This is a genomic window from Actinorhabdospora filicis (assembly GCF_030269765.1).
GTDB lineage: Bacteria > Actinomycetota > Actinomycetes > Mycobacteriales > Micromonosporaceae > Actinorhabdospora > Actinorhabdospora filicis.
In genome coordinates, this window is sequence record NZ_BSTX01000008.1 from 135,328 (window position 1) to 151,254 (window position 15,927).

General features: G+C 72.1%; 18 protein-coding genes and 3 tRNA genes. 5 read left to right on the plus strand and 16 right to left on the minus strand.

Translation table 11 applies throughout. From position 1 onward, the window contains the following. Window positions 1-630 (plus strand): hypothetical protein, encoded by a 630-nt coding sequence (locus QSK10_RS33445; protein WP_285667561.1) that lies wholly within the window; start codon window positions 1-3, stop codon window positions 628-630. Here the strand turns inward: QSK10_RS33445 and QSK10_RS33450 are convergent. From QSK10_RS33450 to QSK10_RS33460, 3 genes are read right to left on the minus strand one after another with little or no spacing between them, the layout of a single operon-like run. Further along, entirely contained in the window at window positions 590-1,522 is a 933-nt protein-coding gene (locus QSK10_RS33450; protein ID WP_285667562.1) for a TolB family protein, read from the minus strand. The two genes, QSK10_RS33445 and QSK10_RS33450, sit on opposite strands and share 41 nt — an antisense overlap. Next, entirely contained in the window at window positions 1,519-2,745 is a 1,227-nt protein-coding gene (locus QSK10_RS33455; protein ID WP_285667563.1) for an MFS transporter, read from the minus strand. Before QSK10_RS33455 ends, QSK10_RS33450 begins: the two co-directional genes overlap by 4 nt. A gap of 59 nt (window positions 2,746-2,804) precedes the next feature. Next, on the minus strand, window positions 2,805-5,060 hold the full coding sequence (locus tag QSK10_RS33460; RefSeq protein WP_285667564.1) for a metallophosphoesterase: 2,256 nt from the start codon (window positions 5,058-5,060) through the stop codon (window positions 2,805-2,807). 144 nt (window positions 5,061-5,204) lie between these two features. Between QSK10_RS33460 and QSK10_RS33465 the strand changes: the two genes are divergently transcribed. Both QSK10_RS33465 and QSK10_RS33470 read left to right on the plus strand, forming a co-directional pair. Next, window positions 5,205-6,089 (plus strand): hypothetical protein, encoded by an 885-nt coding sequence (locus QSK10_RS33465; protein ID WP_285667565.1) that lies wholly within the window; start codon window positions 5,205-5,207, stop codon window positions 6,087-6,089. Between the two features lie 10 nt (window positions 6,090-6,099). Further along, the gene (locus QSK10_RS33470) at window positions 6,100-6,846 is read left to right on the plus strand and encodes an arylamine N-acetyltransferase family protein (protein WP_285667566.1); all 747 of its coding nucleotides are present in this window, start codon (window positions 6,100-6,102) and stop codon (window positions 6,844-6,846) included. A 4-nt stretch (window positions 6,847-6,850) separates the two neighbouring features. On the opposite strand, the gene QSK10_RS33475 is transcribed toward QSK10_RS33470, so the two are convergent. The 5 genes from QSK10_RS33475 to QSK10_RS33495 form a co-directional block, all read right to left on the minus strand. Further along, window positions 6,851-7,582, minus strand: a complete 732-nt coding sequence (locus tag QSK10_RS33475; protein ID WP_285667567.1) for a nucleotidyltransferase domain-containing protein — start codon at window positions 7,580-7,582, stop codon at window positions 6,851-6,853. A 22-nt stretch (window positions 7,583-7,604) separates the two neighbouring features. After that, window positions 7,605-8,561: an NAD(P)-dependent alcohol dehydrogenase gene (locus QSK10_RS33480; RefSeq protein WP_285667568.1), complete on the minus strand. Its 957-nt coding sequence runs from the start codon at window positions 8,559-8,561 to the stop codon at window positions 7,605-7,607. Then, window positions 8,558-8,785, minus strand: a complete 228-nt coding sequence (locus QSK10_RS33485) for a helix-turn-helix transcriptional regulator (protein ID WP_432705397.1) — start codon at window positions 8,783-8,785, stop codon at window positions 8,558-8,560. Before QSK10_RS33485 ends, QSK10_RS33480 begins: the two co-directional genes overlap by 4 nt. Further along, entirely contained in the window at window positions 8,779-9,207 is a 429-nt protein-coding gene (locus tag QSK10_RS33490; RefSeq protein ID WP_285667569.1) for a hypothetical protein, read from the minus strand. The genes QSK10_RS33485 and QSK10_RS33490 overlap by 7 nt, the downstream gene beginning before the upstream one ends. A gap of 182 nt (window positions 9,208-9,389) precedes the next feature. After that, window positions 9,390-9,809, minus strand: coding sequence for a hypothetical protein (locus tag QSK10_RS33495; RefSeq protein ID WP_285667570.1), 420 nt, complete (start codon window positions 9,807-9,809; stop codon window positions 9,390-9,392). A gap of 85 nt (window positions 9,810-9,894) precedes the next feature. On the opposite strand from QSK10_RS33495, the gene QSK10_RS33500 reads away from it, so the two are divergent. Then, the gene (locus QSK10_RS33500; protein WP_285667571.1) at window positions 9,895-10,731 is read left to right on the plus strand and encodes an alpha/beta fold hydrolase; all 837 of its coding nucleotides are present in this window, start codon (window positions 9,895-9,897) and stop codon (window positions 10,729-10,731) included. Window positions 10,732-10,874: 143 nt separating this feature from the next. Here the strand turns inward: QSK10_RS33500 and QSK10_RS33505 are convergent, their stop codons facing one another. From QSK10_RS33505 to QSK10_RS33515, 3 genes are all read right to left on the minus strand, one after another. Beyond that, a complete protein-coding gene (locus QSK10_RS33505; protein ID WP_285667572.1) occupies window positions 10,875-11,114 on the minus strand; it encodes a hypothetical protein in 240 nt (79 codons plus the stop codon). 131 nt (window positions 11,115-11,245) lie between these two features. Further along, a tRNA-Met gene (locus QSK10_RS33510) sits at window positions 11,246-11,322 on the minus strand. Window positions 11,323-11,562: 240 nt separating this feature from the next. Further along, window positions 11,563-11,639 (minus strand) — tRNA-Met (locus QSK10_RS33515). Window positions 11,640-11,781: 142 nt separating this feature from the next. On the opposite strand from QSK10_RS33515, the gene QSK10_RS33520 reads away from it, so the two are divergent. After that, window positions 11,782-12,636 (plus strand): hypothetical protein, encoded by an 855-nt coding sequence (locus QSK10_RS33520; RefSeq protein WP_285667573.1) that lies wholly within the window; start codon window positions 11,782-11,784, stop codon window positions 12,634-12,636. On the opposite strand, the gene QSK10_RS33525 is transcribed toward QSK10_RS33520, so the two are convergent. The 5 genes from QSK10_RS33525 to bcp form a co-directional block, all read right to left on the minus strand. After that, complete coding sequence (locus QSK10_RS33525) at window positions 12,633-13,538, minus strand: DMT family protein (RefSeq protein ID WP_285667610.1); 906 nt, start codon at window positions 13,536-13,538, stop codon at window positions 12,633-12,635. The two genes, QSK10_RS33520 and QSK10_RS33525, sit on opposite strands and share 4 nt — an antisense overlap. A 100-nt stretch (window positions 13,539-13,638) precedes the next feature. Further along, on the minus strand, window positions 13,639-14,232 hold the full coding sequence (gene rdgB, locus QSK10_RS33530; RefSeq protein WP_285667574.1) for an RdgB/HAM1 family non-canonical purine NTP pyrophosphatase: 594 nt from the start codon (window positions 14,230-14,232) through the stop codon (window positions 13,639-13,641). Further along, a complete protein-coding gene (rph, locus tag QSK10_RS33535) occupies window positions 14,229-14,960 on the minus strand; it encodes a ribonuclease PH (RefSeq protein ID WP_285667575.1) in 732 nt (243 codons plus the stop codon). Before rph ends, rdgB begins: the two co-directional genes overlap by 4 nt. A gap of 360 nt (window positions 14,961-15,320) precedes the next feature. Next, window positions 15,321-15,402: transfer RNA gene (locus QSK10_RS33540), tRNA-Leu, on the minus strand. Window positions 15,403-15,446: 44 nt separating this feature from the next. Beyond that, window positions 15,447-15,923, minus strand: coding sequence for a thioredoxin-dependent thiol peroxidase (gene bcp, locus QSK10_RS33545; protein ID WP_285667576.1), 477 nt, complete (start codon window positions 15,921-15,923; stop codon window positions 15,447-15,449). Between the last annotated feature and the right edge of the window lie 4 nt (window positions 15,924-15,927).

Consider the following 15,927-nt stretch of genomic DNA (forward strand, 5'->3'; position numbering starts at 1 on the left):
ATGGTGTTAATGGAGAGAACACTGTGGACGGAGCACCCCTTCGAGCGTTTCGCCAGGGGTGCCAGTCTCATCGCCGGGCCGGTCCTGAACGCGATCGGCACCTTCTACTGGAACGACGAGGGACGCCACGGCGTCACCGGCGGCGTCATCGCCGCGCTCTCGTCGGTCGTGTGGCTCTACGGCCTGCTCGGGCTGTGGGACCGCGTCCGCGCCGCGAAACCCGTCATCGGGGTCCTCGGCTCGCTGCTGGCCGTCTCGGGATGCTTCGGCGGCATCTCCTTCGGCCTCCAGGGCTTCTACGAGGCCGCCTTCGGCCTCGACAAGGAGGCCTCGCTGGCGCACCTGGCGCAGCACCCGGCCGCCACGCCACTGGTGCTGTGGCTGCCCGGGGTGACGTTCCCGATGTCGGTCATCGCGCTCGGGCTGTGCCTGGCCACCCTCAAGAAGGCTCCCCTATGGACGGCCGTCACCCTCGTGGTGGCCGGGGCGGTCTTCCCCATCAGCCGCATCCCGCGCATCGAGATCATCGGCCACGCCGCCGACCTGCTGCTCCTGGTGCCGATGGTGGCGCTCGGGCTGGCGCTGATCCTCAGCCGACCGGAGAGGGAGACGCCCCCGGGAACGCCATGACCGGCGATCCGGTGCCGTCGGCCGGGACGGTGAAGACCGTGGGACGCCCCTCGTGCGCCTTCACGTACATCACCGTCCGGTCGTCGGCCCAGGCCGCCTGATCGTCCACGTGCCCGGTCTCGGCCAGCGCCACATCGGCGCCGGTGCCGAGATCGAGCACGTGCAGGCGCCACCGGTCGCCGGTCCGCTGCTTGTAGGCCACGCGGGTGCCGTCCGGCGACAGCGAAGGGCATTCCACGTTCTCGCGGATCGCGGTGAGGGTGCGGGCGGAGATGTCACCGCGCATCAGCCGGGTCTTTCCGCCCGCCGACATCGTCGCGTAGAACGTGTTGTCGTCGGCGGCGAAGGTGATGCCCCAGTAGTTGACGTCGGCGGCGGTGAACCGTTCGCCGTCCACATAGGACGTGTAGTCCTCCAGGGAGCCGTGGTGCAGGCCGGTGGCCAGGTCGTAGAGCCCGGCGGTGGTGGAGAAGCGGCCGTCGGCCATGTAGTCGTCGCCTTCGCGGAACACCGTCCAGGCCACCAGGTGGCCCGAGGGCGAGACCTGCGTCCGCGACGGGTTGCCCCACACCGGGGTCCGCAGCCTCTCGCTCAGATCGCTCCCGTAGACGATGAGCTCGGCGGAGAAGGCCGGGCCGAGGGCGCGCAGGCACGACAGCAGCCCGGCGCGGTAGTAGGCGCGCTGGCACTCCATGCCGACGAGCGTGGATCCCGCGCCGTCGCCCTGCCGGACCCGGCCGTCCTCGACGTACACATAGGACCCCGGGCGGCCGAGGTCCAGGCCGGTGGCCGCCGGGGTCGCGGCGGAGGCGTGCCGCCAGAGCACGTAGCCTCCGCCGAGGGCCAGGACGAGCGCGATCACCGCGATCCCGGTGAGCGTCCTGCGGGTCATGCCGGGACCTTCCGTCCGATGAGGACGGCGGTGAGCACCGCCGTCGCGAGAGCCGCCGCGGCGATGGTGAAGGCGGGCCCGAGCGCGGTGGCCTGGGTCAGGACGCCGAAACCGATCGCGGCGGCGCCGCGGCCCAGGGCCTGCGTGGTCTGCACGACGGCCATGCCGGTGGCGCGCACCTCCCCGGGCAGCAGCTTCCCGGCGTGGGCCATCAGGACCCCGTCGGATCCGGCGTAGAACAGCCCGTGCAGGACCAGGACGCCGATCGCCACCGGCCAGCCCCGCACCGGCCCCGCCAGCGCCAGGTACCCGCCCACCAGCAGCAGGTGCGCCAGGACGAAGACCCGCCACCGCCCGAGCCGGTCGGCCAGCAGCCCGACGGGCGTGGCGGCCAGCATGAAGGTGAGCGCCGATCCCAGCGGCAGCAACGGGAGCACCGCCGGTGGCAGTCCCATCCCGCGCTGGATGGCCAGGTACAGGAACATGTCGCCGACGGTGGCCAGCCCCAGCAGGCCCGCCAGCAGCCAGATCCGGCGGACGCCCGGCGCGGTCACCGCCCGGATCGCCGTCCGCAGCGCCGCCCTGCGTTTCACGTCCACCGTGGGCGGTGTGCGGACGAAGAACAGCAGCGCCAGCACGCCCGCCACGGCCAGGCAGAAGCTCGCCGCGAAGACGGTGTCGTAGCCGCCGGTCACCGCCGCCAGCAGCGCCCAGGCCAGCAGCGGCCCGAGCAGCGCGCCGGCGGTGTCGAGGGTGCGGTGGACGCCGAAGGCCCGCCCGAGCGCGCCCGGCGGCGTGGCCGCGGCGATCAGCGCGTCCCTGGGCGCGGTCCGCACGCCCTTCCCGAGCCGGTCGGCGCCCACCATGAGCCCGATGCCGGTCATCGAGCCGCCCGCCAGGGGCAGCCCCAGTTTGGTCAGCGCCGACAGCCCGTACCCGGCCGCCGCCACCAGTTTCGGCCGTCCCAGCCGGTCGGCGGCGTAGCCACCGGCCAGCCGCAGGACGGCGGTCGCGCCGGTGTACACCCCGTCCAGCACCCCCAGGGACAGGTAACCCAGGCCCAGTCCGTACATCAGGTACATCGGCAGGACGGCGGTGACCATCTCCGCCGACATGTCGGTGACCAGGCTGACCAGGCCCAGCGCCACCACCGTGCCGGAGACCTTCGCCGCCGGTGAGGTCACCGCCTTGCCATCCGCCGCCCTCGTGGCCGCCAGATACATCTCACACCTCCACAATGGACGGGCCCGCCGCCCCAGTGAAAAGCGGCGGGCCCGGGTCGTCAGCGCGGCCCGGACCGGCGCGCGCCGGTGGAGCTGGCCACGTGAGCGAAGCGAACCATGGGCAACGCGGTGAGCACCCGTGTTCCCGAAGGTGCTTCCGTAGAGGTCGCCGGAGGGATGTAGTTGGCGGGAGGTGCCGCCGAGGTACCGGTGACCTTCACGTCATCGACCTGCGCCTCGAACAGGCTGCCGCCCGCCGCGTCGGCGGCGCTGACCAGCAGCGTCACGCTCTGCCCGGTATAGGCCGCCAGCGAGACCGTGGCCGTCTGCCAGGCACCGGCCACCTCGGCCGCCGCGCCCACCTTCTGCCACAGCTGCGTCGTCGTGCCACCGCTGGTCACGCTGACCCGCAGGTAGTCGTCGGCGCTGGAGTTGTCGCCGTGGGCCACGTTGTAGCCGAAGGACAAAGACGCTCCACTGGGGACGGTGAACGCCGGCGAGCGCGCCGACGTCACCCCGCCGTCCAGGTCGTTCGCGCCGTACGCGCTGCCCGCCAGGCGGCCCGTCGACAGCGCGTTCACACCGCTGGGCGTGGTGCCCAGCTGCTTGACCTGGTTGGAATAGGTCGACGTGGTCTGCTCCGGGTCACCGCGCTCGAACTTGCCCGCGCTCGCGGTGTCGGAACCCGCCGGGTTCACCGTCCAGCCCTTGTCGGTCTCGAAGTCGTCGCTGAACGACGACGTCCCGGTGCCGGTCACCGTCAGGTTCACCGTCGCCGTGCGGGTCACCCCGTTCGACGTGCCGGTCACGGTGACCGGATAGGTGCCGGTCGCCGCGCTCGCCGAGACCGACAGGGACAATGTGGACGTTCCCGAGCCGTTCGCCGGGGGCGTCACCGACGCCGGCGACAGCGACGCCGTCACGCCCGAGGGCGCGCCGGACGCGGTCAGCGCCACCGCCGAGGAGAACCCGCCCGAGGAGGACACGCTCACCGTCGACGAGCCGCTGGAGCCCTTGGCCACCGAGACCGCCGAAGGCGATGCCGCGACGCCGAAGTCGGCCGTCTGGGAGGCCTTGTGGCAGTTCCCGGTCACGTGGTCGGTGAAGGTCCGCCCGGCCACCGGCACGAAGTCGAAGACGTAACCGGTCGCCGACAGCTGGAACTTCGCCACCCCGAAGGTGTTGTTGTTGAACACCTCGGAGGGGCCCGCCGAGCTGGACGTGGAGCTGTAGAGCGCCCGTCCGCCGGTGCCGATCACCCACGTGCGCAGCCCGTTGGCCTGGTCGGTCTGCCCGGAGGCGTTGACCGGCGCGAACCGCTCGTAGTGGTGGTCGTGGCCCTGGATCAGGACGTCGGCCTTGGCCGCCACCAGCGCGCTCACCACCGGCGCCATGCCGGTGTCGTCGCCGTGGTCGCCGCTGGAGTAGCGCGGGTGGTGCGTGTAGGCCGCCGTGCAGGGCTTGGTGTTGGCCGCCAGGTCGTTCTTCAGCCAGGTCAGCTGCGCCGAGCTCGCCGTGTGGCTGATGTCGCTGTTGACCACGACGAAGTGCCAGTCGCCGACGTCCCAGCTGTAGTAGCCCTTGCCGCGCTCACCGGCGATGCCGGTGTTGTTGCCGGTGCCGTTGAAGTAGTCGAAGTACCCGGACGCGCCGGACGTCCCGTACTCGTGGTTGCCGGGCGCCGGGTGGGTCTTGGCCTTGAACTGGCCCCACGTGGGCGCGTACTGGTTGTTGAACTCGGAGAGGGTGCCGCTCTCGTAGGCGTTGTCCCCGGCGGTGAACACCGCCACCGGGTTGATGGAGCTGATCAGGTCGTCGGTCTGGTTGCAGGCCGTGCCGCAGATGTCGCCGGCGCCCGCCACCACGACCGTGGCGTCGGCGGCGGTGGACTGCCAGGCGTCCACGGCGTAGGTGCTGGCGGCGTCCTCGACCGACGGCGTGATCGCCACGCACTCGCCGGGGAAGGACCGCGTGTAGAAGCCCTTGCCGGGCCAGTTCTTCGCGGTGAGGGTGTAGGAGCCGCCGCGCGAGCCGGTGAGCGTCACCGAGTCGTCCCCGCGCAGATCGAGGGCGCTGAACCGCAACCGGATGCGCCCGGCGCCCGCGTCGCAGACCTGCCGTGCGCCGGGCGCGACCACGCCCTCGCGCTGACCGCCCTGCGCGACCTGTTCCACCTGCTCGATGACCGGGACCCGGGCCGCGTCGGCCACCAGGTCCGGTCCCTGCCCGGGATGGGCCCCGGCCTGGGAGGCGGCCGCCGTGGCCGCGATTAACAGCGCCAGGCCACCGGCCGCGGCGAAGAGCTTGCGTCTCATGTCGATCGTTCTCCTCTCGGGCCTCCACCGGGCCCGTCACCGCGTGATTAGATCGGCGTGGCGAGAACGTGACCAGTCTCGAAGCCCGGAATCTCCGGATAACTCTGCATGGTCTTTTGGTGACGAGGTGAACAGGGAACGGCCGTGAACCCCTTCAGCTCCGCCCTACGCACCGCGATCACCGCCAGCGGCAAGAGCCTGGTGGCGCTGTCCCGCGAGCTGCGCGCCCGCGGCGCGCCCGCCTCGGTGTCCACCCTGAGCGGCTGGCAGACCGGGGAGAACCACCCCGAGCGCGCCTCGTCCCTGGCCGCACTGGCCACGCTGGAGGAGATCCTCGGCCTGCCGCCCCGGACACTACTCGCGCTCGTCCCCTCCCGCCGCCCCCGAGGACGCTGGCGCGCCCCGGCCTCCACGACCCTCCCGCACCGGCGCATGTGGCGCTCGCCGGAGGCCGTCGAGCGCGTGCTGGCCCGGCTGGACGCCGCCCCGGCCGACCTCTACGTCCCCGCCCGGGTCTCGCGGACGGTGAAGATCGTGGTGGACGGGCGCGGCTTCGAACGCGAGTCCCACCACCGCAACCTGCTGCGCGGCGGGCGCGAGGAGACCACGCGCGTGTTCGGGATGCTGCGCTCGGCGTCCCTGCCGCGCCTGCCGGTGGTGGCCGGCACCGACGGCTGCCGCCCGGGCCGGATGCGCGCCGACGTCCCGGCCGCGCTGACCGCCTTCGAGCTGCTGCTGGACACGCCCCTGCGGCCCGACGAGCTGCGCCAGATCGACTTCGTGGTGCGCTTTCCGCCCGGGCAGCGCGAACGCCACATGGACCTGCGCGTCCCGCCGGGCCTGCGCGACGTGGTCGTCCAGGCCGCCTTCGACCCGGCCTGCCCGCCGCGCGGCTGCGCGGGCTTCTACCAGGCCGCCCAGGGCCGTCCCGAGACGCCGCTGGACGCCGGGAACGGCCCGGCCTGGTTCCAGTTCGCGGTGATCGACCCCGCCCCGGGCATCTACGGGATCCGCTGGGAATGGGACTAGTGTTCGCTGCATGGACGCCGCCACCGCCGACCGCTACCTCGCCCGCATCGGAGCCGACCGGCCCGAGGTCCCCGACCTGGACGCCCTGCGCGCCCTCCAGAGCGCGCACCTGCGCTCGGTGCCCTTCGAGAACCTCTCCATCCACCTCGGCGAGCCCATCGAGCTCGACGAGGACTCCCTGGTCGGCAAGATCGTCGACGGCGGCCGCGGCGGGTTCTGCTACGAACTCAACGGCCTGTTCGCCGACCTGCTGGAGCACCTCGGCTACCACGTGGCCCGCCTCCAGGCCATGCCCGGCCTGGTCCCCTTCGACCACCTGACGCTGATGGTCGAGATCGACGAGCCGCTGCTGGTCGACGTCGGCTTCGGCCGCTTCGCCCACGAGCCGCTGCGCCTGGAGTCGCGCGGCAAGCAGCAGGACCCCGACGGGATCTACACCGTCGAGGAGGTCGAGTACGGCGACCTGCTGGTCCGCCGCGAGGGCGAGAAGGAGTTCGTGGTCGACCTGCGTCCCCGCGAGCTGGACGCCTTCGTCCCGACCTGCTGGTGGCACCAGACCTCGCCGAAGTCGCACTTCACCCGGTCCCCGGTGTGCTCGCTGGTGGTCCCGGACGGGCGGGTCACCCTGCGCGGCCGCAAGCTCATCACCACCGTCGGCGACGAGAAGCGCGAGGAGATCATCACCGACGACGCCGAGGTCCTGGGCGTCTACCGGGAGATCTTCGGCATCGAGCTGGACCGCCTGCCGGGGGAGTGACGGCTCAGGCGACCAGGCGCGCGATCCCCTCCCGGACCAGCCGCCTGGCCAGGTCGCCGCGCTGAACGCGCTCCCTCCCCGTCAGCGGCACCGTCTCCCCGTCCCGGCGGCGCCTGATCTGCTCGGCCAGCTCCACCGGGACGCCGAAGTCGCCCAGCCGCGCGATCGCCTCGGCCTTGGTGATCAGCCGGTCGGCGTCCACCGTCGCCGCCACCCGCGCCAGCGTGACCAGGCCCAGGTCGACGTACAGGTCATCGGCCCAGATCCTGCGCCGGGTCACCGCCCAGGACCAGTAGCCGGTCAGCTCGGCCAGCGCCGCCCGCCGCACCTCGTCCACCGACAGCGACGGCACGAGCTCCTCCGGCGCCGGGCCGAAGACCGTGATCCCGCCGCGCAGGAGTTCGGCACGGGCGATGCCGCTCACCGCGCGCTCGTAGAGTCGGCCGTGCGCCCAGTAGGCGTGCTCGCGCGCGAGGTCGGTGGCGTCGTCGGCGGGCAGGTAGGCGCAGTGCAGCTTCTCCACCGCCAGCTCCTTGTGCAGGGCGACGACCGTTTTGAGCTCCCGGCGGTCCGGCCGCGCGCGGGTCACCGCGATCACGTCCATGTCGCTGATGCCGGGCCGGTAGTCGCCGAAGGCGAGGGAGCCGCCGACGTAGACGGCGAGCGGGCCGATCAGTTCCCGCAGCCGCCCGGCGAAGGCCGGCACCTCGGGGGCGGGGGAGAGGCGAGGGTCCATCGGCCCATTGTCCACAGCGGACTCACACGGTCACGACGACCTTGCCGCGCACCCGCCCCTGCCGCATGTGGTCGATCGCCGCGCCCGCCTCGGCCAGCGGGAAGACCCGGTCCAGCGGCACCGTCACCGCCCCCGACTCGATCAGCTCGCCGACGCGCGCCAGCCGCGCGCCCTTGACCAGCGAGACCAGCCCGCGCAGCCGCTGCCCGGTGAACGGCGACAGCGCCTGCGCCCGCAGGGATCGGCCGAAGCCGCCGAACCACTTGCCGTCGGTCTCGCCGCCGATGATGACGAGCGTGCCCTTCGGCTTCAGCAGCCGCCGCAGCGCCGGGATGGAGCGCTGGCCGCCGGTGTCCAGGATCGCGTCGAAGCGCCCGGTGGGCTCCTCGCGCGTGTAGTCGAGGACGTGCGCGGCGCCCAGCCCGCGCACGAAGTCGGTCTTCTCGCCCCGGCACACCCCCGTGACCTCGGCGCCCAGGGCGGCGGCCAGCTGGACGGCGTAGGACCCGACGCCCCCGGCCGCGCCCAGCACGAGCACCGAGTGGCCCGCGGCGATACGGGCGTCCTCGACGGCGTCCAGCGCCGTGCACGCCGAGACCGGCACGGCCGCGGCCCGCTCGAAGGACAGCCCGCGCGGCATCGGCGCGAGTTTGGCCGGTTTCGCCCGCGCGTACTCGGCGTAGGTGCCCTCGCCGTTGCCGAAGACCCGGTCGCCGACCTTGAAGGCGGTGACGTCGCGGCCGACGGCGGCGACGGTGCCGGCCAGGTCCATGCCCGGCACGCGCTGCCGGGGGCGGCGCGGCCCGGTGGCCAGGCGCACGAGATAGGGGCGTCCCGCCATGAGGTGCCAGACGCCCTGGTCGACCCCGGCCGCCGCGACGCGGACCAGGACGCCGCCGGGCGCGACCGCCGGGAGCTCGATGTCGTTTAAGGTCAGCACGGCCGAGGGACCGTAGCGGTCCTGGGTGATCGCCTTCATGATTCTCCTTCGTCGGGGTACTGGAAGACGTCGTCGAGGCCGACCCGGAAGACCCGGGCGATCTTGAAGGCCATCTCCAGTGATGGGGAGTAGCGGCCCTGCTCGATGGCGATGACGGTCTGGCGGGTGACGCCGACGCGCTCGGCCAGTTCCGCCTGCGTCATCTCGCCGTTGGCGAAGCGCAGGGCGCGGATCTCGTTGCTGACCCTGGTCGGTTTCACCACGGCTGGAATCCCCGCCGGTAGGCGGCGATGCGCGCGAGCGCCCCCAGCAGTGACGAGAGCGCGAAGCACAGGTAGACCGCGTTGGCGATCCAGAAGTAGGGCGTCTCCAGCATCGCCATCACCATCGCGGCGACCCCGCCGATGACGAGGAACGCGTGCCCCACCCACGTCCCGAAGCGGTCGATCTCGCGGTCGCGCTCGTCCTTGCGCCGCTGCCCGCGTCCGCCCACGGCCACCACGACGACCTCGGCGGCGACGCTCGCGACGATGGCGCCGCCGATGCTCCACAGCATCGCGGGCACGTAGGAGGCCTCGGCGAGCGGGCCGTCCCCGGCGCCGGTGACGACCACGGCGACGTAGGTGAGGTAGGCGGCGAGGGTGACGGCGATGAAGATCCAGGCGCGTTTCTCTTCGAAGGCCATGGATCGAAGGTAAAGAATTTTTGACACCGGGTCAAGGATTCTTGACCTTGGCGGGGACGGGCGGGGCCCGGAGCTGCGGTGTCTCGGCCGCACGGCCCCTCAAGTCGGTACCGGCGGCGGGACGGCGTTGCCCACCGCGAGCAGGCTCACCGCCACGCACACGCCGTAGCGGACGGCCGCCATCACCAGCAGCGCCAGAGCCGCGTCCGGGTACACCGCGTCCGGCCGCGCCGGATTCGCCCGCCCGGATCGGCGATGACCACCACGGACTCACCCGGGCGCAGATCGCCGCCGCTCAGCCGACCCGCGATCGGCGAGCCGCCGGGCCGGGCCAGGGCGTAGGCCGCCGGATCGTGCCCGTAGCGGGCGACCACCGTCGCGGTGACCCGCTCGCCGCGCAGGTCCAGGATCGCCGCCGAGGCGTTGCTCAGCACGCACACCCCGGCGACCAGCAGCGTGACCAGGACCACGGTCACCGCGATCGCGGCGGCGAACGGCATCGCGATGCCGAGCACGCCCGGCGGCCTCGCCGTCCCCGATAACACCGCGATGGCGATGAAGGCCGGCGGCAACACCACCGCCGCCGCACGCGCCCACCTCATACATCGACGATAGGCCCTCAAGCACCCTGTGACGCGAATCGCCCGGCCTGTCGCAAACACCGCTTCAGGAGCAGAATCGGGTGCCATGGGCATCTCTTCGATCAACCCGATCGTCATCCCCACCGAGGCCGGCACCTTCGACGGCCTCGCCGCCGGGCCCGAGGAGGGGACGCCGGTCCTGCTCCTGCACGGCTTCCCGCAGTTCTCCGTCCAGTGGGAGCACCAGCTCGCCGCGCTCGCCGCGGCCGGATACCGGGCGGTGGCGCCCGACCAGCGCGGCTACAGCCGCGGTGTCCGTCCCGCCGAGGTCACCGCATACGCCGCCCCGCACCTGATCGGCGACGTCCTGCGCATCGCCGGGGCCCTCGGCTGGGACGGCTTCCACGTCGTCGGCCACGACTGGGGCGCGGCGGTCGCCTGGCTGACCGCGATCACCGTGCCGGACCGCGTCCGCAGCGTCACCGCCGTCTCCATTCCCCACCCCGGAGCCTTCGGGCGCGCCATCCGTGAGGACCCCGAGCAGCAGCGCAAGTCGGCGTACATGGACCTGTTCCGCCAGCCCTCGCCCATCCCGGAGCAGGCCGTGCTGGCCGAGTTCAACCGCTTCGGGATGCCCGAGAAGCGCGTGAAGGAGTACCGCGACCGCTTCGCCACCGAACCGGGACTGCTCACCGCCGCGCTCAACTGGTACCGCGCGATGGGCACCGGTGGCGACCGGCCAGGCCAGTGCGAGGTTCCCGCGCTGTTCATCGCCAGCGACGCCGACGTGGCGGTGGCGATGTCCGGCGTCCACGACACCGTCAACTGGGTGAGCGGGCCCTACCGGCTGGAGATCCTGGAGGGCGTCGGCCACTTCGTGCCCGAGGAGGCCGCGGAGGAGACCTCGCGGCTGCTGCTGGAGCACCTGGCCGTGTACCGGTGATCGGGGCGTCGTAGAAGAACGCCGGGACGCCGTGGCGTCGTCCGTGCCCGCGAGGCCGGCGGCGTCGCGGCACCGGTCCGGCGGCCGACTGCCCGGGGGAGATGACGACCGGCGGGGCGGCGCCGGCGTCTCACCTGTCGGGGTTACGGGCAGATCTGCGAGACGACCTCGCACCGGCGGCGGCCGGTCCACACGTAATCGCCCCAGCAGTCGATCTCGTACTCGGCGCGGATGATCTCGGCGTGGTGTCCGGGCGTGCAAGGGCAGTAGCCGATGGTCTGCCAGACCCTGGTGCCGGTTCCGGGAGTGCAGGCTCCGGCGGCGGACGCGGGGATCAGCGCGAACAGCAGTCGATCGGCGGCGCGCGTGATGAGACGTTTCATGTCACCTCCCTCGGGGGTATGGGGAGGCCGATCGTAGCCGGGTCCAGTGTGGACGGTCGATCGAGATTCGCCGGGAGAGCCGTCCGGGGGTGTGAAAAGGCCCCCGGACCGGAGTCCGGGGGCCTTTCACGTGGTAGCGGGGACAGGATTTGAACCTGTGACCTCTGGGTTATGAGCCCAGCGAGCTACCGAACTGCTCCACCCCGCGTCGCTTGAGTGCTTGGAAAGCATACCCTGTGCCGTCGTGGGCGGTTCCACCCGTCCGGCGGAAGGGCTTCGGCTCGCTCGTGGTCCTTCTCGGACATCCGCTCACGCGGCTCGAACGGGTCCTCGGCGAGGCCGCACAGGACGGGGAAGGCCCCGGCGAACGGCCGACGGACGCCCGTTCGCCGAAGCCGTCCGAGGGCGAGAAAAAGACCCCCGGACCGGAGTCCGAGGGTCTTTCACGTGGTAGCGGGGACAGGATTTGAACCTGTGACCTCTGGGTTATGAGCCCAGCGAGCTACCGAACTGCTCCACCCCGCGTCGCTTGAGTGCTTGGAAACCATACCCCGGGCCGTCGTGATCGACAAATCCGGGGGGTCTCCCTCCGTTCACCGCCCGGTCAGGACGGTCGATATCACCCGTTTCGCGGGTTTATGGTCGCCTCTGCCGCGATGATCGGGGCATGAGTCAACCGTATGGGCCGGTCTCGCCGGCCGACATCAGGCCCAAGACCACCTGGTACTGGGTGGCGGGGATCATCGCCGTGGTCGGGATCCTGCTCGGCTGCGGCGCGCTGCTGCTGACCGGGAAGCTGTGGTCGAACGCGCTGCCGGACGCCAAGAACACGTTCGCGTCGGGTGAGCCGATGACGGTGAAGGTGGACGAGGGCGAGGAGAAGCTCATCTACGTCCAGTTGCCCTACATCGAGAACGGCAACAAGACCGCGCCGCCGAACGTGACGGCGTGCGAGGCCGGTCCGGAGGTGACGCTGGGGACGCCCGGCTACGACCTGATGCTGCCGGACTCGCAGGCCAAGCGCGAGTGGCAGGCGGTCATGACGATGTCGGCCTCGGCCGCCGGGTCCTACCAGATCGTGTGCGTGCAGACCGACGGGACGCTGGCCGTCTACGGCATCGGGTCGATGCCGTTCGGCGGGGCGATCCTGGCGGGCGCGGGCAGCCTGCTGGTCGGCATCGGCCTGCCGTGTGTGTGCATCGTGGTCGCGCTGATCATCGTGATCGTGGTCATCGTGCGCCGCCGGAGCGCGCGCCGCCGGCTGAGCGGTGGCGGCGCGGCGGTGGACGAGGCGATCCGTCGGGAGCAGCAGCGGGGTAGCGAGCCGCCGCAGTACTCGACGCCGCCGCCGACCTCGGAGCGGTACAGCCCGCCGCCGACGTCGCCGGTCCCGCCGCCTCCGCCGCCCCCGTCGGACCCGTACGCGGCCCCCGAGGGCACGCAGGACCCGTACACGCCGCCCTCGGACCCGACGGCACCGCCGGAGCCCCCGAAGCCGGGTGAGGAGCCGAGGAACCCTTAGACCGTGTCGCGCACGGGGGTGCGGGTGCTCCCGGGCTGCGGTGATGACACCGGCGGTGGCGCGGACGCCTGCGCGACGGCGGCCTCTTCGAGGGGCCGCCGTTCGTGCGCCTGGGGTTCGGCGTAGCGGGTGAGGGCGATGATCGCGCCCAGCGTCACCAGGAAGCCCAGGGCGGCCAGCCACTCGCGGCCGGGCGCGATCTGGTCGCCCAGCAGCAGCAGGCCCACGACGGCGGCGGGCGCGGCGAACGCGGCGTCCATGGACGCCACCGAGGCGGTGGTGCTGCCGCGCTGCATCGCCATCGCCAGCAGGAGCTGGCCGGTGAGCGAGTAGATGATCATCAGGTAGAGCAGCGGGTCGGTCACGAACGCGACCGGGTCGCCGAAGTTGGCCAGGGGCCGCGAGGCCACCGAGGCCGCGCCGAACGCGAGCCCCGCCAGCCCGCCCAGGACCACCGAGCCGGTGACGCCCTGCAGCCGCGCGCAGAAGTACCCGGCGACGGCGATGCCGACCAGGATCACCACCAGCGCGATGATCGCGGCGGGCGTGAGCTGGTCCGAGGGCGAGGGCCGCGCCGAGACCACCAGCGCGACGATGCCCAGGGACATGACCGTGAGCAGCAGGATCTCCGAGCGCGGCAGCCGCCACTTGAGGATCAGCACGCCCAGGACGGCGGTGATGCCGATCCCGGCGGCCACGCTGGCCTGCACCAGGAACAGCGGCAGGTACCCGCGGGCCATGAACGCGAGGATGAAGCCGAGGCTCTGCAGCGCGACGCCCAGGACGTAGGTCTTGTGCGCGGCCAGCCGCCACAGCAGCCGTGGGGAGAACGACTGCTGCGCCTTGACCTTGTTGGCGGCGATGGCCTGCAGGAAGTTCGCTACCCCGTAGGTGACGATCATCGCCGCGAGGTAGAACCAGCCCGCGCTCATCACCAGGCGAGAATAGTCCGCGTTGGCGGCTCGCCGCCGCTCAGCCGGGCAAGATCACCCTTGCCGCAGGTCACAGCTCGGCCAGCCGGGCGGCCAGGTCACGGAACGCGCGGCCGCGGTGGCTGAGCGCGTCCTTGACCTCCGGGGCCAGCTCGGCGGTGGTCACCTCGTGGCCCTCGGGCACGAAAACCGGGTCGTAACCGAAGCCGTTCTCCCCGCGCGGCTCACGGATGATCCGGCCCCGGACCTCGCCCAGCGCGACCAGCTCGGTCCCGTCCGGGTGGACGTAGGCGGCGGCACACACGAACGCGCCACCCCGGTGCTCGTCGGGGACGTCGCCGATCTGCCCGAGCATCAGCTCCAGGTTCGCCCGGTCGTCGCCGTGGCGTCCCGACCAGCGCGCGGAGAAGACCCCCGGCATGCCGTTGAGGGCGTCCACGGTGATGCCGGAGTCGTCGGCCATCGCCGGCAGACCGGTGTACCGGACCGCCTCGCGCGCCTTCAGCAGCGCGTTCCCGGCGAAGGTGAGCTCGGTCTCGGGCGCCTCCGGGTACTCCGGGACGTCGTCGAGGCCGACGAGCTCGATCGAGGGCGCCACCTCGGCGAGGATGCGGCGCAGCTCCTTGAGCTTCTTGGCGTTGCGGCTGGCCAGCACGGTCTTCATCGGCTCAGCAGCGCCTTCACCTGCATGCCGGTGAGCTCCTTGCAGCCCTTGGCGGCCAGGTCGAGCATCGCGTCCAGCGCCGCCCGGTCGAAGACGTTGTCCTCGCCGGTGCCCTGAACCTCGACGAACTCGCCGTCGCCGGTGCACACCACGTTCATGTCGACCTCGGCGGCCACGTCCTCCTTGTAGCAGAGGTCGAGGCGGGCCTGGCCGGAGATGACGCCCACCGACACCGCGGCCACCGACCGCTTCAGGACGTTCTCGGGACGCCGGACCTTCTTCTCGTTGCCGATCCAGGTGATCGCGTCCTGCAGCGCCACGTAGGCGCCGGTGATCGCGGCGGTGCGGGTGCCGCCGTCGGCCTGCAGGACGTCGCAGTCGAGGGTGATGGTGTGCTCGCCGAGGGCCTTCATGTCCACGCAGGCGCGCAGGCTGCGGCCGATCAGGCGGGAGATCTCGTGCGTCCGGCCGCCGATCTTGCCCTTGATGGACTCGCGGTCGCCGCGCGTGTGCGTGGCGCGCGGCAGCATCGAGTACTCCGCGGTGACCCATCCGCCCTGCCCGGTGCCCCGGCGCCAGCGCGGGACGCCGTCGGTGACGCTCGCGGTGCACAGCACGCGCGTCCCGCCGAACTCGACGAGCACCGAGCCCTCCGGGTGGTCGGTCCAGTTGCGCTTGAAGGTCACGGGACGAAGCGCGTCGGGTGCGCGGCCATCGGGTCTGCTCACAGGAGCAGGGTATCGGGTGCGGGCGTGAGCCGGGCTCGCGGCGTGTGGAAGCGCGCACGAAGGGGCGACACCGGAGCGGCGAGCGTGGCCGGACGATCACCCGGAAGACGGACCGGAGCGAACGCGCCCCGGCCGGACGGAGACGGCCCGAGAGCGGGGACACCCACCCCGCGCGACCCGGACGGCGGGACGGCCCGAAGCCGGAGACGCCCACTCACCGCAACCCACGGCAGAGGGGGAGTTTGAGGGTGGAGACGAAGTCGCCCCCTCAGGAAGGGGGAGCGGGAGTCTGAGGGTGGAGACGGCAGTCGCCCCCTCAGGAGGGAGGAGTCGCCCCCTCAGGCAAGGGGAGCACAGTTGTGCGCGAGGCGGGACTTGAACCCGCACGTCCGAGGACACTGGAACCTAAATCCAGCGCGTCTGCCAATTCCGCCACTCACGCGCGGCCGCGCCGTCCCCGGCGCGGCCTTGTCGAAGTCTAGTCGGTCAGTCGGAGTCGAGCCCCAGGTCCTTGCGCAGCTTCGCCACGTGCCCCGTCGCCCGCACGTTGTACTGGGCGAGGGCGATCTCGCCGTCTTCGTCGATGACGAATGTGGACCGAATGACGCCCTGGACCACGCGCCCGTAGTTCTTCTTCTCGCCGAAGGCGCCGTAGGCGGTCAGGACCTTCTTCTCGGGGTCCGACAGCAGCGGGAACGTGAGCGCGTCGCGCTCGCGGAACTTCGCCAGCTTCTCCGGCTTGTCGGGGGACAGCCCGAGGACCTCGTAGCCGGCCGCCTGGAGGCTGGCCAGGGAGTCGCGGAAGTCGCAGGCCTGCTTGGTGCAGCCCGGCGTCATCGCCGACGGGTAGACGTAGAGGATGACCTTCCGGCCGCGCAGGCCGGACAGGGTCACGTCCTGCCCCTCGTCGGTGGGCAGGGTGAAGTCGGGCGCGGTGTCGCCCGTTTGAAGCCGATCGGTCACGGGC